The organism is Pseudofrankia inefficax, from assembly GCF_000166135.1.
Taxonomy (GTDB): domain Bacteria; phylum Actinomycetota; class Actinomycetes; order Frankiales; family Frankiaceae; genus Pseudofrankia; species Pseudofrankia inefficax.
Window position 1 is genome coordinate 4,746,197 of sequence record NC_014666.1, and the last position, 20,397, is coordinate 4,766,593.

General features: G+C 73.6%; 18 protein-coding genes and 1 pseudogene. 9 read left to right on the forward strand and 10 right to left on the reverse strand.

Features of this window, described 5'->3' with window-relative positions:
* Nucleotides 1-42 precede the first annotated feature (42 nt).
* Complete coding sequence (locus FRAEUI1C_RS19275) at nt 43-519, reverse strand: MarR family winged helix-turn-helix transcriptional regulator (RefSeq protein WP_013425009.1); 477 nt, start codon at nt 517-519, stop codon at nt 43-45.
* A gap of 165 nt (nt 520-684) precedes the next feature.
* Between FRAEUI1C_RS19275 and FRAEUI1C_RS19280 the strand changes: the two genes are divergently transcribed.
* Entirely contained in the window at nt 685-2,226 is a 1,542-nt protein-coding gene (locus tag FRAEUI1C_RS19280; RefSeq protein ID WP_013425010.1) for an MFS transporter, read from the forward strand.
* Here FRAEUI1C_RS19280 and FRAEUI1C_RS37635 read toward each other — a convergent pair.
* Nucleotides 2,142-3,254, reverse strand: a pseudogene (locus FRAEUI1C_RS37635) (type III polyketide synthase); the annotation flags it as partial. The gene FRAEUI1C_RS19280 and the pseudogene FRAEUI1C_RS37635 sit on opposite strands and share 85 nt — an antisense overlap.
* Nucleotides 3,255-3,770: 516 nt before the next feature.
* Between FRAEUI1C_RS37635 and FRAEUI1C_RS19295 the strand changes: the two are divergent.
* A complete protein-coding gene (locus FRAEUI1C_RS19295; RefSeq protein ID WP_013425012.1) occupies nt 3,771-4,049 on the forward strand; it encodes a UBP-type zinc finger domain-containing protein in 279 nt (92 codons plus the stop codon).
* Nucleotides 4,050-4,074: 25 nt separating this feature from the next.
* Here FRAEUI1C_RS19295 and FRAEUI1C_RS19300 read toward each other — a convergent pair whose 3' ends face one another.
* Together FRAEUI1C_RS19300 and FRAEUI1C_RS19305 are read right to left on the reverse strand one after the other, a co-directional pair.
* Entirely contained in the window at nt 4,075-5,187 is a 1,113-nt protein-coding gene (locus FRAEUI1C_RS19300) for an LmeA family phospholipid-binding protein (RefSeq protein WP_013425013.1), read from the reverse strand.
* 242 nt (nt 5,188-5,429) lie between these two features.
* Complete coding sequence (locus FRAEUI1C_RS19305; RefSeq protein WP_013425014.1) at nt 5,430-6,149, reverse strand: alpha/beta hydrolase; 720 nt, start codon at nt 6,147-6,149, stop codon at nt 5,430-5,432.
* 185 nt (nt 6,150-6,334) lie between these two features.
* Here FRAEUI1C_RS19305 and FRAEUI1C_RS19310 point away from each other — a divergent pair, with 185 nt between their 5' ends.
* Nucleotides 6,335-6,961: a TetR/AcrR family transcriptional regulator gene (locus tag FRAEUI1C_RS19310; protein ID WP_013425015.1), complete on the forward strand. Its 627-nt coding sequence runs from the start codon at nt 6,335-6,337 to the stop codon at nt 6,959-6,961.
* Between the two features lie 47 nt (nt 6,962-7,008).
* Here FRAEUI1C_RS19310 and FRAEUI1C_RS19315 read toward each other — a convergent pair whose 3' ends face one another.
* Nucleotides 7,009-7,458, reverse strand: a complete 450-nt coding sequence (locus FRAEUI1C_RS19315; protein WP_013425016.1) for a peroxiredoxin — start codon at nt 7,456-7,458, stop codon at nt 7,009-7,011.
* A 198-nt stretch (nt 7,459-7,656) separates the two neighbouring features.
* On the opposite strand from FRAEUI1C_RS19315, the gene FRAEUI1C_RS19320 reads away from it, so the two are divergent.
* From FRAEUI1C_RS19320 to FRAEUI1C_RS19340, 5 genes are all read left to right on the forward strand, one after another.
* Nucleotides 7,657-8,457: a S1C family serine protease gene (locus tag FRAEUI1C_RS19320; RefSeq protein ID WP_013425017.1), complete on the forward strand. Its 801-nt coding sequence runs from the start codon at nt 7,657-7,659 to the stop codon at nt 8,455-8,457.
* A 73-nt stretch (nt 8,458-8,530) separates the two neighbouring features.
* Nucleotides 8,531-9,517: an AAA family ATPase gene (locus tag FRAEUI1C_RS19325; protein WP_013425018.1), complete on the forward strand. Its 987-nt coding sequence runs from the start codon at nt 8,531-8,533 to the stop codon at nt 9,515-9,517.
* A 62-nt stretch (nt 9,518-9,579) separates the two neighbouring features.
* Entirely contained in the window at nt 9,580-10,467 is an 888-nt protein-coding gene (locus tag FRAEUI1C_RS19330; RefSeq protein ID WP_013425019.1) for a DUF58 domain-containing protein, read from the forward strand.
* A complete protein-coding gene (locus FRAEUI1C_RS19335; RefSeq protein WP_013425020.1) occupies nt 10,464-11,456 on the forward strand; it encodes a VWA domain-containing protein in 993 nt (330 codons plus the stop codon). The genes FRAEUI1C_RS19330 and FRAEUI1C_RS19335 overlap by 4 nt, the downstream gene beginning before the upstream one ends.
* Complete coding sequence (locus FRAEUI1C_RS19340; protein WP_013425021.1) at nt 11,456-12,574, forward strand: VWA domain-containing protein; 1,119 nt, start codon at nt 11,456-11,458, stop codon at nt 12,572-12,574. Before FRAEUI1C_RS19335 ends, FRAEUI1C_RS19340 begins: the two co-directional genes overlap by 1 nt.
* 19 nt (nt 12,575-12,593) lie before the next feature.
* On the opposite strand, the gene FRAEUI1C_RS19345 is transcribed toward FRAEUI1C_RS19340, so the two are convergent.
* Nucleotides 12,594-13,244 (reverse strand): DUF2461 domain-containing protein, encoded by a 651-nt coding sequence (locus FRAEUI1C_RS19345; protein WP_013425022.1) that lies wholly within the window; start codon nt 13,242-13,244, stop codon nt 12,594-12,596.
* Nucleotides 13,245-13,609: 365 nt separating this feature from the next.
* Here FRAEUI1C_RS19345 and FRAEUI1C_RS19350 point away from each other — a divergent pair, with 365 nt between their 5' ends.
* Nucleotides 13,610-13,864, forward strand: a complete 255-nt coding sequence (locus FRAEUI1C_RS19350) for a DUF2191 domain-containing protein (protein WP_013425023.1) — start codon at nt 13,610-13,612, stop codon at nt 13,862-13,864.
* Nucleotides 13,865-13,945: 81 nt separating this feature from the next.
* Here the strand turns inward: FRAEUI1C_RS19350 and FRAEUI1C_RS19355 are convergent, their stop codons facing one another.
* Genes FRAEUI1C_RS19355 through FRAEUI1C_RS19370 form a run of 4 tightly spaced genes read right to left on the reverse strand, consistent with a single transcriptional unit; the run spans nt 13,946 to nt 20,203 of the window.
* Entirely contained in the window at nt 13,946-15,424 is a 1,479-nt protein-coding gene (locus FRAEUI1C_RS19355) for a rhamnulokinase (RefSeq protein ID WP_013425024.1), read from the reverse strand.
* 31 nt (nt 15,425-15,455) lie between these two features.
* The gene (locus FRAEUI1C_RS19360; protein ID WP_041261088.1) at nt 15,456-17,522 is read right to left on the reverse strand and encodes a bifunctional rhamnulose-1-phosphate aldolase/short-chain dehydrogenase; all 2,067 of its coding nucleotides are present in this window, start codon (nt 17,520-17,522) and stop codon (nt 15,456-15,458) included.
* A complete protein-coding gene (rhaI, locus tag FRAEUI1C_RS19365) occupies nt 17,519-18,685 on the reverse strand; it encodes an L-rhamnose isomerase (RefSeq protein ID WP_013425026.1) in 1,167 nt (388 codons plus the stop codon). The genes FRAEUI1C_RS19360 and rhaI overlap by 4 nt, the downstream gene beginning before the upstream one ends.
* A gap of 60 nt (nt 18,686-18,745) precedes the next feature.
* Nucleotides 18,746-20,203, reverse strand: a complete 1,458-nt coding sequence (locus tag FRAEUI1C_RS19370) for an L-fucose/L-arabinose isomerase family protein (protein ID WP_013425027.1) — start codon at nt 20,201-20,203, stop codon at nt 18,746-18,748.
* Nucleotides 20,204-20,397: the final 194 nt, after the last annotated feature.

The following is a 20,397-nucleotide window of genomic DNA, read 5'->3' on the forward strand; positions in this document are numbered from 1 at the left end:
CGCTCGGGCCCGCCGGCCAGCTGGCCGGCGGGCCCGAGCTCGTCATCCGTCCGCCGGCGGGCCGTCCGCGGGGCGGGGCCAGGGGCGGCCGCTGCGCCGTTCGATGCCGGCGTTGAACCTCTTCAGGAAGGCCGCGAAGGCGGCGACCTCCTCGGCTGTCCAGTCCTCGACCACCCGGTCGATGCCGGCGATGATGTCGGCCCGCTGCCGGTCCAGGCGGCGCGCCCCCTCGGCCGTGATCCGGAACTTGCGCGCCATCCCCCCGTCGGGGTCCGCGATCCGCTCGACCAGGCCCTCCCGGCGCATGGCCGCCGTCTGGCGATGCAGCGTCGAGACGTCGAGACCGAACGCCTCGCTGAGCTGCCCCAGGGACATCGGGCCCTGCATCCGGATCCGGCTCAGCAGGATGTAGGCGCTGCGTTCCAGCCCGCCCGGCCGCTGGCCGCCCCGCGCGGACAGATGCGCGTACCGGCCGAGCAGCATCCCCTCGTACTCGATCAGGTGCGTGGGCCGGTCCATCTCGTTCCTCCCCGCGCCACCCCGCCGTGTGTCCAGGATGCTCCGTTTCTCCGGCATCACGGTTTCTACGGCATCACGTGCACCCCGTCGAGTTTGCATCATACAAACTGCTTGTAGTGTGCAAACTCGTCGACGGCGGCGTGCCGCGGGAAGAGCGAGGTACCTGTGAGCAGCAGCTCCGCACCGACCAGCCGACCAGGACCGATCGTGGCCGTGCTGGCCGCGGGCGGCATCGTCGCCACGCTCATGCAGACCCTGGTCGTGCCGCTCATCGGCGAGCTGCCCAGGCTGCTGGGGACCAGCGCCGGCGACGCCTCGTGGGTGATCACCGCGACGCTGCTCGCCGGATCGGCGGCCATCGCGGCGATCGGCCGGCTCAGCGACCTGCTCGGCAACCGGCGGATGCTGCTGGCCTGCGTGGGCTCGCTGCTCGTCGGCTCGGTGGTCTGCGCGCTGTCCGGCTCACTGGCCCCGATGGTCGTCGGGCGAGCCCTGGAGGGCGTCGGCCTGGGCGTGGTCCCGGTCGGCATCAGCGCGCTGCGGGAGCTGGTCCCGCCGGAGCGGCTCGGCTCGTCCATCGCGCTGATCAGCTCGTCGCTCGGCATCGGCGGCGCGCTGGGGCTGCCGTTCGCCGCGGTGATGGCCGAGCACGCCGGGTGGCACGCGGTTTTCTGGGTCGCGGCCGGCCTGAGCGCGGTGGTCGCCGCGCTGATCTGGCTGCTGGTCCCCGTCCTGCCGCCGCGCGCCACAGGCCGGTTCGACGGCGTCGGCGCGGTCGGGCTCGGCTTCGGGCTGGTGTGCCTGCTGCTCGCCGTCTCCAAGGGCGCCGACTGGGGCTGGACCAGCGGCACGACGGTCGGCCTGATCGGGGGCTCGCTCGCGGTGTTCGCCGCGTGGGGCTGGTGGGAACTGCGCACCACGGACCCGCTGGTGAACCTGCGGATCGCGGCACGGCGCCAGGTCCTGATGACCAACCTGGCGTCGGTCGTGCTGGGTTTCGCCCTCTACGCCTCGCAGCTGATCCTGCCCCAGCTGCTGCAGCTGCCGAAGGCGACCGGCTATGGCCTCGGCCAGTCGATGCTGGCCATGGGGCTGTGGATGGCGCCGTCGGGGCTGCTGATGCTGCTGGTCGCGCCGATCGGCGGCCGGCTGTCGCAGGCGCGCGGCCCCAGGGTCACGCTCATCGCCGGCAGCCTGATCATCGCGGCCGGCTACGGATCGTCCCTGATCCTGCTGTCGACGGCGTGGGGCCTGCTGATCGTCTCCTGCGTCTGCATGGTCGGCGTCGCGTTCGCCTACGGCGCGATGCCCGCCCTCATCGTCAGCGCCGTGCCCTCCTCGGAGACCGGGTCGGCCACGAGCTTCAACACCCTGTCGCGCTCGATCGGCATCACGATGGCCTCGGCGGTCGTCGGGGTCGTCCTCACCCAGCGGACCACCCTGCTGGGGACGCGGACCGTGCCGTCGGAGGGTGGCTTCCGGCTGGGGCTGCTGATCGGCTGCGGGGTCGCGGTGGCCGCCGCCACGGTCGCGCTGGCCATCCCGTCCCGTCCGGGTCAGAACCGGACCAGCGCCGCCTCCGTCGTCAGGCCAGGGCCGAACGCGATCAGGATGGCGTTGTCGCCCGCCGACGGCGGTTCCCCGGCCTCGCCCGACATCAGCCGGCGCAGCGCGAGCAGGACCGTGACCGACGAGCAGTTGCCGTAGTCGCGCAACGTCTCCCGCGACGGGCGCAGCTGGGCGTCGGTGAGCCCGAACGCGTCGCCGACCGCGTCGATGATCCGGGGACCGCCGGGATGCAGCACCCAGTGGCGGATGTCCCCGGGACTCAGCCCGGTCCCGGCGAGCAGGCGGTCCACGAAGCCTGGCGTGCCGGCCCGGATCAGCGACGGGATGGCCGGCGACAGCCGTAGGCGGAAGCCCTCCTCGTGGATCCGGATCGACATGTGCTCGGCCGTGTCGGGCACGACCTCGGTCCGGGTCGCCAGCACCCGGGCACCGATCGCGACCGCGACAGCGCCCGAATCCGGGCCGTCGACCGGCCCGCCCGGCGTGATCGGCCCCGCCGGCACAGCCGCCGCGATCGGCGCCGGGGTGGGCCCCGCCTCCGGGCCGGTGTGGCCCGGGACCGCGCCGAGCAGCACGCTCGCGCAGGCGTCGCCGAACAGGCCGTGGACGACGGCCTGTTCGCGGGTCGCCTCCCCGCGCAGGTGGGCCGAGGTCACCTCGACGCAGGTCAGCAGCACCAGTTCGTCAGGCCGGGCCGCGAGCGCGTCGAGGGCGGCCCGCAGCCCGACCAGCGCCGCGTAGCAGCCCATGTGGCCGACGAACACCCGCCGCACGTCGGGGCGCAGCCCCAGCTCGGCGACCAGCTGGGAGTCCGGGCCGGGGCAGACGTAGCCGGTGCTGCTCACCATGACGAACGTGCCGACCTTCGAGCGGTCCCGGCCGGCCAGCACCGCGGGCAGCGTGCGCCGGCCGAGGTCGAGGGCGCACTGTTCCCAGGCCTCGACGCGGGGGCCGACCGGCGGGAAGCCGTCCCGGAACGCGGTGCGCGGATCCCAGTTCAAATGCCGGCGCTCGACGGTGTTCGCCTCGACGAACAATCGGCGCGCGTTCGGGACGCCGGCGAAGACCGCGGCGTAGAACTCGTCCCAGATGTCGGTCTGGGCGATAGGCGCGCCGGGCGCGGCGGTACTCACGGCAAGCAGCGTGGGAAACATTTCTGCGGGCATCTCGGCTCCGGATGGACGTGACCTGACGGGTGCCGTGGTGAACAAGAAGGAAACACGCGCGAGATGCGCCGGCGGTCGCCATCGGGCCTGCGGCGTCGCAGGTCCCGGCGTCCTCTTGGCGCCAGAACCGGGCGGCGGCAAGCACGGCCACCCACGGGTCACGGGCCACGGCGGAAAGGAGAAAGAGAATGCGTGGGAAGAACGAGCTCATCGCCGCGCCGCGGCGCGTAAAGCCGTCACCGGGCGTCCGGTGACGGCGTGCCGAAATTACCCCCTGTTTTCGCAGGCCAGATCGTAGGACGCCCGGCGAGGCCGTCGCGGGTGTTCCGAACACATTGGCCCATCAATGTGACCCAGCTCTCAGGGGCTGGCTCGCCTGCGTCCGTTCCGCCATTGGCGTGGGCGCGTGCCAGGATGGCTGGCGTACGGCGGCGCCGGCCAGAACGCTCCGTCGCGGGTCGGCGTGGCGCACGTCGTACGCGATGTCCCTGTCGTCCGGTCGGAGGTACCAGCCAGATGAGCACGACCTGCACCCACCTGGACACCGTCGAGGTCACCCAGCTGCCCGCGGCCGTCGCCGGCTGCGCGGACTGCCTGGAGATCGGCGGGAGGTGGGTCCACCTGCGCATGTGCCAGGCCTGCGGCCGGATCGGCTGTTGCGACAGCTCCCCGAACCGCCACGCCTCGGCGCACGCCCGCCGGGAGCAGCACCCGATCGCGCGCTCCGCCGAGCCCGGCGAGGACTGGAGCTGGTGCTACGTGGACGACGTCGCCTTCGTGCTCACCGAGTCCTGACCGGCCCGGCTCCGGCTGGCCCGGCTCAGCCCTGACCGGACGGGCACGGGGTGGGCGGGGCCGCCTTGGGCAGCACCACGTCCGCCGCGGTCGCCGTCAGCGAGAGGCCGGACGCGTCGGTCGACGCCTGGTTGACGGTGAGCCGGAACGGCAGCTCGCCGACCGGCAGCGCGATCGACGGGAGCAGCTGGCCCAGGCCGCCGAGGGGGATGCTCAGGTTGAGCGCCCCGCGCAGGGTGATCTCCGTGGGCACCAGGGTGAGCTGGTTGTCGTGGATCTCGAACGTCGTGATGCCGCCGACCTGCTGCGGCCCGATGATCGGCACGTCCGCGGTGCCGGTGATCTCCAGGCGCCGGCCGCCGTCCGCCGGGTTGACCCGCACGTCGCCCGGCTGGCCGGCGAGGTAGGTGTTCAGGTCGTCGTAGCGGACCCGGACCGTGGCCTGAACCTTGTCGACGCGCACCTCGCCGACGCTGTTGGTCAGGATCTGGTGCAGCGGGACGTGCACTCCCTTGAGGTTGGCCTGCACGAACGCGATCCGCGGCCCGGGCGTGGGAACGTTCTCGACCGTCACGCCGATGTTCGTGAACTTCCCGAACAGGATCTGGGTGAGGAACGGGAAGCCGCCGATACTGACGTTCTTCACCGTCGGCGGGGCGGTCCCGCAGGCCAGGCCCTGGGTGACGCTGGTCCGCAGCTGCTTGGCCATCTCGGTCTCGGCGACCGACACCGCGATCCGGTCGACGATCACGAACAGCAGGACGAGCACCATCGCGATCGCGGCGATGATCGTCGCGAGCCGCGGGGGCCGGCGGCGCCACCACGGCGACGGTTCCGGGGCCGACGTCCCGCTGTAACCGCCGGGCGGTGGCTGCCCGTCGTCGTCCTGGCCCAGCGCGGCGCCGAAGCCGCCGGACCCGCCGGTCGGGTAGCCCGTTCCGGGGTCGTCATAGGGCCGGGTCGGGCGGACCGGCCTGCCCGGCTCGTCGAACGATCCGGTGGCGGTGGGTCGCGCCACCTGGCCGGGGCGGGTGGCACTCGCGTCGGCCGGGCGCCGCCAGCCCCAGGACGAGTCGGGAGTCGCGCCGTCGGTGCCGTCTCCGGGGCGCTGCCCGTCCGCGCCGCGCTCCTGGTTCACCGGATCGTCTCCCGATCTCCCCGCCACCGGGGCCTGCGACCTCGCGCGCCGTCGCGGGGGCCCGACCGCCGCGCCCCCGCGCCGTCCGCCGTGGCCGCCGTTCGTCGCGTTCGTCCGGCCGGCGATGCCGGCGCACAGCGACCACTCTCGCACCCAGCGTCGGGAGCCCGACGGTGCAGTCGGCTTTACGTCCGCAACGGGCCCGATGTCGGCCCGCGCGGCCGGCCGGCCGCCCGGATCGCTCAGACGGTGGCGACCTCCTGGAGCGCGTCGGCGACGGCCCGGGGCTCGGTGATCATCAGGTCGTGGCCGGTGTCGATGTCCCACAGCCGGCCGGCCGCGCGTGCCTTCCCCATCAGCTCCGGGTCCCGGGTGGCCAGGGTCGAGGTGCAGACGATGTGGTACTGCGGGATCGCCCAGAGCGCGGTCTCGTTGGTCAGCGCCAGCGGCTGCTCGAAGCACCGCCACGGGTGCGGGGTGAGCCGTTCGTCCATCCAGGCGAGGTCGCCGGGGTCGGTGACGCCGTAGAAGGCGCCCGCCTCGGGGAACGGGATGAGGACGAGCTCGACGCCGTCGACGACCTTGCCCGTCGGGCGGGTCGCCTGGATGATCGGCCCGGCGACGTCGACCAGCGACTGGCCGTTGACGGGGTTGGCCGCGTCCAGGTAGACGAGGCGCCCGACCCGGTCCGCGGCGCGGTCGGCGATGCCGGTGATGACCATCCCGCCGTAGCTGTGCCCGACGAGGATCACGTCGCGCAGGTTCTCGTGGTGCAGCAGCGCGACGACGTCCTGGATGTGCAGGTCGAGGTCGACGTGCGGGCCGACCAGGTGGGCCCGCTCCCCTAAGCCGGTCAGCGTCGGCGCGTACACCTCGTGCCCGGCCGCCCGCAGCAGCCGCGCGACGGGCTGGTAGCACCAGCCGCCATGTCCGCCCCCGTGCACCAGGACGTAGGTCGCCATGATCCCGCCTCCTCGCGGTCGGCGCGCCGGTCGGCCGGGAACCGGAGGAATCATCCGGAAGCGGGACCAGACGCGAGTAACACGGTTACCGAAGTAACCACGTTACTGTAGAGGTGTCAAGAGAACCTCGGCCCGCGTGGAGCGCGCGGCGGTGGGTGCCCGTCGGAGACGTGAAGGCAGGCCAGGTGGCGGAGTCCGAGACGTCCGACCTCATCGTCGACGTCGTCCTCGCGCTGCTCGAGTCCGAGGGCTACGACGCCGTCCAGCTGCGCACGGTGGCCCGCGACGCCCATGTCTCGCTGGCCACGATCTACAAGCTGTTCCGGACCCGCGACGAGCTCGTCGTCACCGCGGTCGGACGGTGGCTCACGACCAACGGCTGCGCGCCCGTCCCGCCGCCCCCGCCCGGCGAGAGCCTCTACGACGGGCTGATGCGGGTGTTCCGCCATGTCTTCGAGCCCTGGGAACGCAGCCCCCGGATGCTGGAGGCCTACCACCGGGCCCGGTCGACGCCGGGCGGGGAACGGCTCGAACAGCAGACCATGGCCGTGATCGAGCCGGCCGGCCGGGCGGTGCTGGCGGACGGCGAGCCCGGCTACATGCAGGACATCGCCCTCGTCCTGACCAACGTCGCCTACGCCGTCGTGGCCCGCTTCGCCGCCGGCGAGCTCGACATCACCGCCATCCTGCCGACGCTCGAACGCGCCGCCTACCGGCTGACGGCGAACAACGAGCGCGAGGCCCGAGCGGCCGGCGGGCCCTCCCCCGAGCCCCGGCGACGCCGGCCAGAACAGCGACACGACGCGACCTAGTGCTGATCCGGCCCGGGCCCAGGCCGGGCCGGATCGCGCGGGGTGGGTCAGGCGCCGAGGGCGGCCAGGGCCTTGTCTGCGTGGGTGTTCATGTTCAGCTCGCTGTTGATGACCTCGATGATGGCCCGGTCCGTGCCGATCACGAAGGTGGCGCGCTTGACGCGCAGCAGGTCGAGCGACCGCTTCACGCCGAACTCCTTCGACACGGTCCCGTCAGCGTCCGACAGCAGCGGGTAGTCGAAGGAGTGCTTGTCGGAGAACTCCTTCTGCTTGGCGACCGTGTCGGTGCTGATCCCGATCCGCTGGGCTCCGGCCTTGGCGAACTCGGCCGCGAGGTCGCGGAAATGGCAGCTCTCCGCCGTGCAGCCCTTCGTCATCGCGGCCGGGTAGAAGAAGAGCACGACCGGCCCGTCCGCCAGCAGTGTGGACAGCTTGCGGGGGGTGTTGGTCTCGTCCGGCAGCTCGAAATCCGGCGCGGTGTCGCCGACGCGCAGCATCGTTCGCGTTCCTCTCGCTGAGGCCGGGCCTCGGGCGGGGTCCGGCGCCCCTGGCCACCGGGTTCGGCAGCCGCTTGTGCACGATGTTCTTTTGCACAATAGTCCGATTCGGTCGCGGCCTGCCACGGGCCGCGGGCCGCGCTGGGCGCACAGACTTTGTTCAGGTGCTGCTCAGGTATCACCCCTACTGTCGCGTTTATGGCCCGCGCGTCCAGCACCCGAGCCCTGCTCGGGCTGCGCGGCGGGCTGCGCGGCACCCGGGTGCTGCTGGGCGTCTGCGCCGTTCTCGTCGTCGCCGTGGCCGTTCTGGCCGGCGTGCTGGTCGGCCGGTCCGGCGGGAGCGCGCGGGCGCAGGACGCCCCGGCCGCGACGCCGAGCCCGACCGCGAGCGGCTCCCCCAGTGTCGCGGACATCTACCAGAAGATCGGGCCCTCGGTCGTGGTCGTCGAGACCGCCGACGGCTCGCTCGGCTCCGGGGTGATCGCCGCCGACGACGGCACGGTCCTCACCGCCGACCACGTCATCGCCGACGGCGGCGCCATCACCGTCATCTTCTCCGACGGCACCCGGTCGACCGCCACGGTGGCCTCGGCGGACGCGAAGACCGACATCGCGACGCTCACCCCGGCGACGCTGCCGCAGACGCTCATCCCCGCGACCCTCGGCGGCGGCGCCCAGGTCGGCGGCCCGGTCGTCGCGATCGGCAACCCGCTCGGGCTGACCTTCAGCGTCTCCTCGGGCGTCGTCTCGGGCCTGAACCGAACCGCGACCACCGCCAACGGCAAGTTCTCCGGGCTGATCCAGTTCGACGCCGCGGTGAACCCCGGCAGTTCCGGCGGCCCGCTGCTCGACGCGAAGGGCCTGGTCATCGGGGTCGTCGTCTCGATCGCCGACCCGAGCGACGACGACTCGTTCGCCGGCATCGGCTTCGCCGTGCCGATCGCCGGCGCGCTCGGCGGCGGTGGCGGGGCCGGCGGCGGCCGCGGGCCGCAGATATGACCGCCACACACGACGCCGAGCCCCCGCGGGCCGAGCGCCCTGACGGCCCGAGAACCCCGGCGGAAGGAGCCAGATGACCGCGGTTGCCCCACCGTCGGCGAACCCTCTTGAGCAGGTGCTGTTCGAGGTCAAGCGCACGATCGTCGGCCAGGACCTGCTGCTGGAGCGGATGGCGGTCGGGCTGCTCTCCGGCGGCCACCTGCTCGTCGAGGGCGTCCCCGGCCTGGCCAAGACGCTGGCGGTGAAGTCGTTCGCCGCGACGATCGGCGGCCAGTTCCAGCGCATCCAGTTCACGCCCGACCTGCTGCCGGCCGACCTGGTCGGCACCCGGGTCTACCGGGCGCACACCGGCGAGTTCGAGACGTCCCTCGGCCCGGTCTTCACCAACCTGCTGCTGGCCGACGAGATCAACCGGGCCCCGGCGAAGGTGCAGAGCGCGCTGCTGGAGGTCATGCAGGAGCGCCAGGTGACGATCGGGCGGGAGACCTTCCACGTCCCCGACCCGTTCCTGGTCATGGCGACGCAGAACCCGATCGAGTCCGAGGGCACCTATCCGCTGCCCGAGGCCCAGGTCGACCGCTTCATGATGAAGGTCGTCGTCCACTACCCGACCCCGCCCGAAGAGCACACGATCGTCGACCGGGCGCTGCGGCCACCGGCCCCGCCGCAGGCGGTCATCACCCCCGAGGACCTCGTGCGGATGCGCGAGCGGGTGGCCCAGGTCTACGTCGACCCGGCGATCGTCAACTACGCCGTCCGGCTGGTCGCCGCGACCCGCGCGCCGGGGTCGGTCGGCCAGACCAGGCTGGACCGCTACGTCACCTACGGCGCGAGCCCGCGCGCGACGATCGCGCTCGTCCTGGGCGCGCGGGCGCTGGCGTTCCTGCGCGGGCGGGAGTACGCGCTGCCGCACGACCTGCGCGAGCTCGCGTTCGACGTGCTGCGCCACCGCATCGTGCTGTCGTACGAGGCGCTCGCCGACGACGTCGACCCCGACAAGGTCATCGGCAGCGTGCTGGCGGCCGTGCCGATGCCCGAGGTCCCGCTGCGGGACCGGTGAGCCGTGCGCCAGCGCAGCCGCGACGGCCGCACCCAGGACCCGGCGACCAGGAACCGGGCGCGATGACGACCGCGCCCGACCGGCTGCTGCTGCGGCTGGAATGGAAGGTCATCCGCCGCCTCGACGGGCGGGTGCTCGGCGGCTACCGGACGGCCTACCGCGGCGCCGGCCTGGACTTCGCCGGCCTGCGCGGCTACGTGGAGGAGGACGACGCCCGCCACATCGACTGGAACGCGACCGCCCGGCTGGACGAGCCGCAGGTCCGCCAGTTCACCGAGGACCGTGAGCTGACGCTGTGGCTGGTGCTCGACCGGTCCGCGTCGATGACGGTCGGGCGGCCGGGCCAGGGCAAGCACGACGTGCTGGCCGAGCTCGCGCTGACCCTGGCGCGGCTGTTCGGCCGCGGCGGCAACCGGGTCGGCGCGCTGCTCTACGACGGCGCCACGACCCGGGTGGTGCCGCCGGGCATCGGGCGTGGCCACGTGCTGCGGATCGGCCACGAGCTCGACCGCACCGCGCAGGCGCCGCCGGCCGGCGGCACGACCGACGTCGCCGCGATGCTCGGCGCCGTGGCGTCGCTGGCCCGGCGCAGGTCGTTGGTCATCGTGGTGTCCGACTTCCTCGCCGCCGGCGCGTGGGACCGGCCGCTGCTGCGGCTGGCGCACCGGCACGACGTGGTGGCGCTGCGCGTCGTGGACCCGGCCGACGACGACCTGCCCGAGGTGGGCCTGGTCCTCGTCGAGGACACCGAGACCGGGGAGCAGCTGCTCGTCGACTCCGGCGACCCGCTGTTCCGGGCCCGGCTGCGGGCCGGGGTCGACGAGCGGGAGGCCGCCCTGGCCGCGGGCATGCGGCGCGCGGGCGTCCCGCTGCACCGGGTCGAGACCGGCCGTGACCCGGTCGAGTCGCTGGTCGACGTCGTCGCGAGCACCCGCTGGAGGCGTGGATGAGGCTCGCGTCCCCCTGGCTGCTGGTCCTCGGCCTGCTCGTCGTGGTCGCCCTGGCGGCCGGGGCCCGGGCGGCGGCGCGCCGGCGCCAGGCGGCGCTCGCCGCGGCGGGCGTCGACGCGGCGCTGGGCCGGCGCGTGCCCCAGCTCGGCACCTGGCTGAGCCTCGCGGGCATCGCGGTGCTCGCGCTCGCCTGGGCGCAGCCGGCGGCGCGCGTGCCCGTCACCCGCGCCGCGGGCACCGTGATCGTCGCCGTGGACGTCTCGAACAGCATGGCCGCGACCGACGTCGCGCCGACCCGGCTGGGCGCGGCGCAGAAGGCCGCGACCGCGTTCGTCGACGCCCAGCCCTCCAGCGTCAACGTCGGGGTCGTCGCCTTCGAGAACGGGGCGCTCACCACCGACCTGCCCAGCGCCGACCACGCGGCGGCCGACGCGGCGATCGCGCGGCTGAAGGTCTCCGGCGGCACCTCGCTGTCGGCGGCGATCCTGACCTCGCTGTCCGCGATCACCGGGAAGACGGTCGCGCTGGGCCGGGACGGCGCGGTGCCGAACATCGGCTACTGGGGCTCGGCGACGATCGTGCTGTTCTCCGACGGCGAGGACGGCGGCGCGGAAGGCGCGTCCGGCGGCGGTGGGGGTGGCGGCACCGGCGCGACCGAGGCCGCGGCCGACACCGCCGAGGCCGCCGGGGTGCACGTCGAGACGATCGGCGTCGGCACCACGGCCGGAGCGACCGTCGACGTCGGCGGCTACCGGCTGCACACCGCGCTGGACGAGGACACGCTGAAGGCCATCGCCCAGACGACTGGCGGCTCCTACCACCCGGCGTCGAGCACCGCCTCGCTGGACGGGATCGCCTCGACGATCAAGCTGCGGCTGACGACGCACCGCGAGGACCTGCCGCTGGCCGGGGCCTTCATCATGGTCGCGGTCCTGCTGCTGGCGGCCGGCGGGCTGGTCACCGTGATGCGCACGGGAAGGCTCGTCTGATGTCCCTGACCTGGCCGTGGGCGCTCTGCACCCTGCTCGCCCTGCCGCTGCTCGCGGCCGTTGCCTGGTGGTCCCGGCGACGGCGGCGGCGGGCGGCGGTCCGGGTCACGTCGATCGCGCTGGTCCGGGGCGCGCTGCCGGGCCGGCCGCGGTGGTACCGGCGCGTCCCGGCGGCGCTGCTCGCGCTCGGGCTGGTCGCGCTCAGCATCGGCGCGGCCCGCCCGCAGGCGACCGTGCCGATCACGTCCAACTCTACGACGATCATGCTCGCGCTCGACGTGTCCGGCTCGATGTGCTCCACCGACGTGCCGCCCAACCGGATCACCGCCGCGGAGAAGGCCGCGACGGCCTTCATCAAGGCCCAGCCAGCCGGCTCCCGGATCGGGCTGGTCACGTTCTCCGGCATCGCGGGGCTGCTCGTGCCGCCGACGACCGACAGCCAGAAGCTGCTGGACGCGCTACAGAACCTGACGACGTCACGCGGGACCGCGATCGGCCAGGGCATCCTCACCTCGATCGACGCGATCGCGGACGCCGACCCGTCGGTCGCGCCGACCGGCTCGGCCGTCAGCGGGAACGGGACGGGCCCGTACGCGGCCGACGTCATCGTCGTGCTCACCGACGGCGCCAACACCCAGGGCGTGGACCCGCAGACCGCAGCGAAGCAGGCCGCCGCCCGTCGCCTGCGCGTCTACACGATCGGGTTCGGCACGACGACGCCGGCGCCGATGGTCTGTGGCAGCTCGCAGGTCGGGGGGTTCGGCGGGTTTGGTGGCTTCGGCGGGTTCGGTGGGGGTGGCCGGCTCGGCGACCGCAGCCCGCTGGTCATCGACGAGCAGGCGCTGCGCGACGTCGCGGCCACCACCGGCGGCACGTACTACCGCGCGCAGAACGCGGGCCAGCTCCAGGACGCGCTCGGCACCCTGCCGCGGAACATCACCGTGACGCACAAGCACAAGGACATCGCCGCCTGGTTCGCCGGCCTCGGTGGGCTGCTCGTCGCCGCCGCGGTCGGCCTCTCGCTGTGGTGGAACCGGGTCCGACGCCCACCGGGTGCCGCCGGGTCACCTGGGCTGCCGGCCAGGGACGAGGGACGAGCGCTCCAGGTGGGCCGCTGATCAGCCGCGCCGGCCAGCGTTAGCGGCGGCGGGACTCCGGGAGGCGGCTGGGGCCGACGTGATCGTCCAGCCAGGAGGTCAGGCGGCGCATGTCCCGCCACGCGGTGGCCACCTGCTCCACACAGCTCGGTTCGGCCAGCCACGGCGGCTCGCCGAACTCGCGGTGAGCGGTCAGCGTCTTGTGCCGGAGCAGCTCGATCCGCGGGTGGTCGGCGTCGTAGCCGCGCGGCCGGGTCTTGAGCACGGTGCCCGACACGTCGTACCCCGCCGCGCGTAGCTGCCCGACGAGTGCTTCCAACCCCGGTCCGAGGAGGTCGTCGGCGATGGCCGCCCGCAGCCGTTCGACCTGGTCGGGGGCGGTCCGCCAGTAGCCGGAGGCGGCCATCAGCCCGTTCGCCGAGACCTGGACATAGCCGCCCCGGTCGCAGTGCGCGCCGATCGCCGTCTTGTACGGCGACTTGTCCTTGGAGAACCGCACGTCCCGGTACGGCCGGAACACGTGCGGCTCGCCGAACTCCGGCTCCAGGGCGTCGAGCAGGGCGAGCATCGGGCCCCGCACCGCCGTCTCGTAGACCTCCCGGTGATCGGTCCAGTAGGCCTTGCTGTTGTCCGCCTCGAGCCCGTCGAAGAAGATCAGCGCCTCGGCGGGAAACCCGCTGAACTCCGACACCAGGCCTCCTAGACGAGCGACCGCCACCGACAGCAATCCTAGGACCGCCCACCGACAGCCCACGGCCCACGGCCCGGCCCCGGCATTGGCCCCGGCCCGGCCCGGCCCGGCATTGATCATGATCGCCGTTTGAGCCCTGGGATGGTCGCGAAGACGTCCCCGCTACGACCATCCCAGGGCCAAGACAGCGATCAAGCCCACGCGAGAGCACCCAGGGTCGCGATCAAGCCGGCGCCGGACTGGCGAACCCGCGAGGCACGGCGCCATCACCGCCTCGACCGCCGCACTGTCGACTTGGACACTGTCGGGTAAGTCAGATACCGTCGGCCCAACAGCGATCAGCACTGGCGCACAGGAGGCGAAGAATGGTCAGCGGTAAGACGACGACCGTGGACCTGCCCGACGCGCTCGTGCGCGAGGCGCAGGACGTCGCACGCGCCGAGGGCACGACGCTGCGGGCTCTCCTCGAGGATGGCTTGCGCGCCGTGCTCGCTCGGCGCCGATCGGCGACCCGGTTCGAGCTCCCCGACGCATCGATGGAAGGCAACGGCCTACGACCCGTGTTCCGCGACGCCGACTGGGAGGATCTGCGAGCCGCGAGCTACGGCGGCCCTATGTGATCGCGGTCGACACGGACATCCTCGTGTGCTGACCGCACCGCCGCGCGCCCCCGTGGTGGTTGTCGGGGGATCGGCGACCGGTCAGGGGTGCTCCGCTCTTGGACACTCGTCGTCGGCGCGGTCCCAGGCCGGGGAGGGGGTCGGGGTGTAGCGGACCGGCGGGGCGGCGTGGGCGATCAGCGCGCGGCTGGCGCCTAGGGAGTCCTCGACGGCGCCCAGCGCGCGCGCCTGGGTCAGGACGGTCCCCCAGGACGCGGCCTCGGTCGGGCCGGCCAGGACGGGCAGCTCGCAGGCGTCCGCGACGAGCTGGCAGAACAGCGTGTTCGCGACCCCGCCGCCGACGAGATGCAGGACGCGGACCGGCCGGCCCGACAGCTCGGCCGCGGTGCGCACCGCGCGGCGGACGGCCAGAGCCAGGCTGTCGAGGATGCAGCGCGCGACCTCGGCCCGGCTGTCGAGCGTGACCCCGCTGACCCGCGCCGCCGCCGCGCGCACCCGGGCCGGCATGTCCCCGGGCGGGGTGAGCTCCGGGTCCTGGACGTCGATCACCGCTCGAAGACCGCGGACGTCCGCCGCCGCCGCGACCAGGCCCGGCAGATCCACGTCGCCGCCGGCCTCCCGCCAGTGCCGCACGCACTCCTGCAACAGCCAGAACCCGGTGACGTTGCGCAGGAAGCGGGTGGTCCCGTCGACGCCGAGCTCGTTGGTGAAGTTCGCCGCCCGGCTCTCCGGCGTGATCACGGGCTTCGGCAGCTCGACCCCGACGAGCGCCCAGGTCCCCGTGCAGACGAAGGCGAAGTCGTCTCCGTCCGCCGGAATCCCCGCGACGGCGGCGGCGGTGTCATGGGACGGCGCGAGCACGACCTGGGGCCGCTGGGCCAGGCCGAGGTCGGCACGCACGAGGCCGAGCGGCGTCCCGGGCGCCGCCAGCGGCGGGAACAGCCCGACCGGGACGCCGAGCCGGCCGGCCAGGTCCGTCGACCACTCGGCCGTGCGCGGGTCGAGCAACTGGGTCGTGGAGGCGTTCGTCAGCTCGGTGCGCAGCTCGCCGGTCAGCCAGTACGTCATCAGGTCCGGGATGAGCAGGGCGTGGCGGGCGGCGGCGCTCTGCGCGGTGTCGCGGCGGGCGAGCAGCTGGAACAGGGTATTGAACGGCTGCAGCTGGGTGCCCGTCGCGGCGTAGAGCTCGTCGGGGCTCAGCTCGCCCAGCACGGCGGCGACCGCCGACGAGGTGCCGGCGTCGCGGTAGCTGACCGGGTTGCCGAGCAGGTCGCCGTCCGCGTCGAGCAGGCCGTAGTCGACGGCCCAGCTGGCCACGCCGACGCTGTCGAGGCCGGCGCCCGCGAGGTCGGCGGTCAGGCCGATGCCCCGGCGCAGGCCCTCGACCACGCCGCCGAACAGGGCGAGGACGTCCCAGCGCAGCCGGCCGCCGGCGCGGACCGGCGTGTTCGGGAAGCGGTGCACCTCCCGCAGGTCCACGCCCGCCGCGCCGATCCGGGCGACGGCGACCCGGCCGCTGGACGCGCCCAGGTCGACCGCCGCGATCGCCGCCTGCCTCATCGCGCGGCCGTGGTCATCGCAGGAAGGCAGCTCATCGTAGGAAGGCCGCGGCCACGCCCGAGTCGACCGGGAGGTGGACCCCCGTCGTGCGGGTCAGGTCGCCGCCGACGAGGGCGAAGACCGCCGCGGCGACGTGCTCGGGCAGCACCTCGCGGCCCAGCAGCGTGCGCTTGGCGTAGAACGCCCCGAGCTCCGACTCGTCGACGCCGTACACCGCCGCCCGCTTCGCGCCCCAGCCGCCGGCGAAGATGCCCGACCCACGGACCACGCCGTCGGGGTTGATCCCGTTGACGCGGATCCCGTGCTTGCCGAGCTCCGCGGCCAGCAGCCGGACCTGGTGGGCCTGGTCGGCCTTGGCCGAGCCGTAGGCGACGTTGTCGGGGCCGGCGAAGACGCTGTTCTTGCTGGCGATGTAGACGAGGTCGCCGCCGAGGCCCTGCTCGACCATCAGCCGGGCCGCCTCGCGGGCGACGAGGAAGCTGCCCTTGGCCATGACGTCGTGCTGCAGGTCCCAGTCGCGTTCGGACGTCTCCAGCAGCGGCTTCGAGATCGACAGGCCGGCGTTGTTGACGACGAGGTCGACGCCGCCGAAGGCCAGCGCGGCCTCCGCGAACGCGGCCGCGACCGCGCCGGGCACGGAGACGTCCGCGCTGACCCCGACGGCCCGGTCGGGGCCGCCGATCTCGGCGGCGACGGCCGCCGCCTTATCGAGGTCCAGGTCGGCGACGACGACGCAGGCGCCCTCGGCCGCCAGCCGCAGCGCGATCGCGCGCCCGATGCCGCTCGCGGCGCCGGTGACCAGCGCGACCCGGGTGGCCAGCGGCTTCGGCGCCGGCATCCGGCGCAGCTTGGCCTCCTCCAGCGCCCAGTACTCGATGCGGAACTTCTCCGCCTCGTCGATCGGGGCGTACGTCGAGACGGCCTCGGCGCCGCGCATCACGTTGATGGCGTTGACGTAGAACTCGCCGGCGACCCGGGCGGTCTGCTTGTCGCGGCCGAAGCTGAACATGCCGACGCCGGGCACGAGGACGATCGCCGGGTCGGCGCCGCGCATCGCCGGCGAGTCCGGGGCCGCGTGACGCTCGTAGTAGGCCCGGTACTCGTCCCGGTAGGCGGCGTGCAGCTCGCGCAGCCGGGCGGTGACCTCGTCCAGCGGCGCGGCCGGCGGCAGATCCAGGACCAGCGGCCGGACCTTGGTGCGCAGGAAGTGGTCCGGGCAGGACGTGCCCAGCGCGGCGAGGCGCGGGTGCTCGGTCCCGGCGAGGAAGTCCAGGACGACGTCCGCGTCGGTGAAGTGGCCGACCTGCGGGTTGTCCGTCGAGGCCAGGCCGCGCACCAGCGGCGCGAGCGCGGCGGCGCGGGCGCGGCGCTCGTCCGTCGGCAGCGGCGCGAAGGCGGGCAGCGCCGGCCCGAACGGCTCGGCCTTGCCGCGCTCGGCCAGGAACGCCTCGGCCGTGCGGATGATCTCCAGCGAGTGGGCCTCGCAGGACTCGCTGGTGTCGCCCCAGGCGGTGATGCCGTGGCCGCCCAGGATGCAGCCGATCGCCTGCGGGTTGGCCTCCTTGACCGCCGCGATGTCCAGGCCGAGCTGGAAGCCGGGCCGGCGCCAGGGCACCCAGACGACGCGGTTGCCGAAGCACTCCTTGGTCAGCGCCTCGCCGTCGGCCGCGGTCGCCAGCGCGATCCCGGAGTCCGGGTGCAGGTGGTCGACGTGGCTGGCCTCGACCAGGCCGTGCATCGCGGTGTCGATCGACGGCGCGGCTCCGCCGAGGCCGTGGCGGCAGAAGTCGAACGCGGCCACCATCTCGTCCTCGTGCTCGACGCCCCGGTAGACCCCGGGCAGGGCCCGCAGCCGGTCGAGGCGCAGGACGGCGAGGCCTGCCTCGGTGAGGGTGCCGAGGTCGCCGCCGGAGCCCTTGACCCACAGCACGTCGATCGGCTGGTCGGTCACCGGGTCGGTCAGCGCGCCCTTGGCGGAGGTGTTGCCGCCGGCGTAGTTGGTGTTGCGGGGGTCGGAGCCGAGCCGGTGCGACCGCGCGACGAGCTCGGCTGGCGTGTCGGCGGCTGGCGTCTCGGCGGCTGGCGTGTTGGCGGTCATGCGCCCCACCCGGCCTGCTGGCCGCCGGTCCGGTCGGCGACGATCCGCTCGGCGTAGCCGGAACGGGCGTACGCGCCCATCGGATCGGGATCGAGCCCTTGTGACTGCCGCAGCTCGGCGAGCAGCGGCCGGACGTCGGTGTTGTAGGCGTCCATCAGGACGGCGTTCGCGCCGAGGATGTCACCGGCGCGCTGCGCGGCCCCCAGCGCGTCGACGTCGACGAGCAGGGCCTTCGCCGTCGCCTCCTGGACGTTCATCACCGAGCGGATCTGCCCGGGGATCTTGGGCTCGATGTTGTGGCACTGGTCGAGCATGAAGGTGATCTCCGAGCTTGCGGCCAGGCCGCCGGCGGCGGTCACCTCGAACAGGATGCGGAACAGCTGGAACGGGTCGGCGGCACCGACGATGAGGTCGTCGTCGGCGTAGAACCGCGAGTTGAAGTCGAAAGCGCCGAGCTTCCCGGCCCGCTGCAGCACCGCGACGATGAACTCGATGTTCGTGCCCGGCGCGTGGTGGCCGGTGTCGACGCAGACCTTGGCCTTCTCACCGAGGGTGAGGCAGTGGGCGTAGGCGGTGCCCCAGTCCGGCACGTCCATCGTGTAGAAGGCCGGCTCGAACAGCTTGTACTCCAGGATCAGCCGCTGCGACGCGCCGAGCCGGGCGTAGACGGCGGCCAGCGCCTCGGCCAGCCGGTCCTGCCGGGCCCGGATGTCGTCCTGGCCGGGGTAGTTGGTGCCGTCGGAGAACCAGAGCTTCAGGTCGCGCGAGCCGGTCTGGTCCATCACGTCGACGCAGGCCAGCAGGTGGTCGAGGGCCTTGCGGCGTACCCGGGGGTCCGGGTTGGTGACGCTGCCGAGCTTGTAGTCGTCGTCCTGGAAGACGTTGGCGTTGACGGTCCCGAGGGAGATCCCCGCGTCGCTGGCGGCCTGGCCGAGCTTGGCCCAGTCCTCGACGGAGTCCCACGGGATGTGCAGGGCGATGCTCGGCGCGACGCCGGTGAAGGCGTGCACCTGGCCGGCGTCGGCGACCTTCTCGAACGGGTCGCGCGGAACGCCCGGCTGGGTGAAGACCTTGAACCTCGTCCCCGAGTTGCCGAAGGCCCAGGACGGCAGCTCGATCCGCTGCTGCGCCAGGGCCGTCGTGACGGCCTGTCGATCGACCATTACGGACCTGCTCTCCAAACTTTGACGTGACGTGTGACGCGCGGGGGTCGTGGGTGGGGACTAGCCCGGCCCCACCTCCACGACGCCGATCCCGAGCAGGTCCGCGGCCGCCCGCACCCTGGCGCCGAGATGGCCGACGCACAGCGCCCAGTGGTGCGAGATCCCGGTGGCGCTCCAGGCGTCGGTCCACCCCCCCGGGTCCCGGCCGAAGTCGACCCGGGAGGTCGTGTTGCCGATCTGGAGCAGCGGGCCGGGCACGGTGCGGCCCTCGGAGATGACGAACCGCAGCTCGCCGCCCGGCAGCTGCGCGAGGCCGAGCAGGGTGACCGGGCCGTGCCGGACGTCGAACTCGACGGAGACGCCCCAGCCGCGCTTGCCGTGGAACGTGCCGAGGCCGCGCAGCATGGGCCTGCTCTCGCTGACCGCCAGGTGGGCCGGGCCGTCGTGGCCCATCTCGACGACGCCGGCCTCGAAGTCGAGCGCCTGCAGCTCGGTGAACGAGCCGCCGCCGCCGAGCCGGTCGGCGACGAGCATCGCGATCGAGGTCCGCAGCTCGTACTCACCGGTCGCCGGGACGCCCCGGGCGGTCAGCAGCGACGCACCGAGGATCATCCCGGCGCCGAGCCGCTCGTGCTGCTCGCCGTCGAGGCCTCGGTGGTAGTAGGCGAGGCTGTCGAGCCCGAAGTCCTCGACGAGCCGGTCGAGCCCGACGGAGACGCGGGCGGCCCACTCGAAGTCGTCGTCCACCACGCTCCGGTCGATCTCGAAGATCTCCCGGGCCAGGGCCATCCGCGCGCCGGCCTCGGCGTCCGTCACGCTGGCGACCCTGACCCGCAGGTCGTCGAACTCCAGGACCTCGATGTGGCCGCCGAGCTTGCCGGACAGCAGCGCGAGGTCGGCGGAGACGTCGAGCATCCCCGGGTAGAGGTGGCCCATCAGTCCGTGGCGGCCGTGGCGCAGCGCCCCGCGCACGCCGGCGGCCTCGACCCAGCGGCCGATCTTCGCCCAGGCCCGCTCGTCGTCCAGGTAGCCGGAGACCGAGCGGAACGGGACCCCGGCGCGGGCGAAGGCGTTCGCCATCTCGGGCAGCGGGCAGGCGCCGCAGTAGGCCAGCCACTGTCCGGTGTCGAAGCTGGCGTGGTCCATCTTCGCCGTCGGCTGCAGGTTGATCAGCAGCATCGGGGCGCCGGCCCGCTGCGCGATCGGCACCAGCATCGAGGCCGTCATGTAGGTGGTGAGGAAGCCGACGATCAGGTCGCAGCCCGCGGCGCGCAGCTGCTCGGCGGCGCGCGCGCCGTCGGTGGCGTCGGAGATGAAGCCGACGTCGACGACCTCGCAGTCCATTCCGCGCATCCGGGCGCTGACCCGGTCGGCGGACCGGCGCCGCGTCGGCAGCAGGTCCGGGAACTGCGGCCAGTAGGCCCCGAGGCCACCCGCGACGAGACCGACCAGAGGACGCCGGCCCCGAACCCGGTCCAGCTCGGGCATCGACGTGAGAAACGCGCCCGCTGTCGTCATCGAAGTCTCCGTTCCGCTAGGCCTTGATCGCCGTTTTGGCCTGAGACCGCCCGGGCCCGACGCCGCCCGGCCCGACGCAGCTGAGGCCTGAGACCGCGCGGGCCCGACGCCGCCCGGGCCTGAGGCCGCCGGACCCTCTCCCGTGGATCTTGGTGTCCCCATGGCGGCCCACCACCTCCGTGCCTTGATCGCCG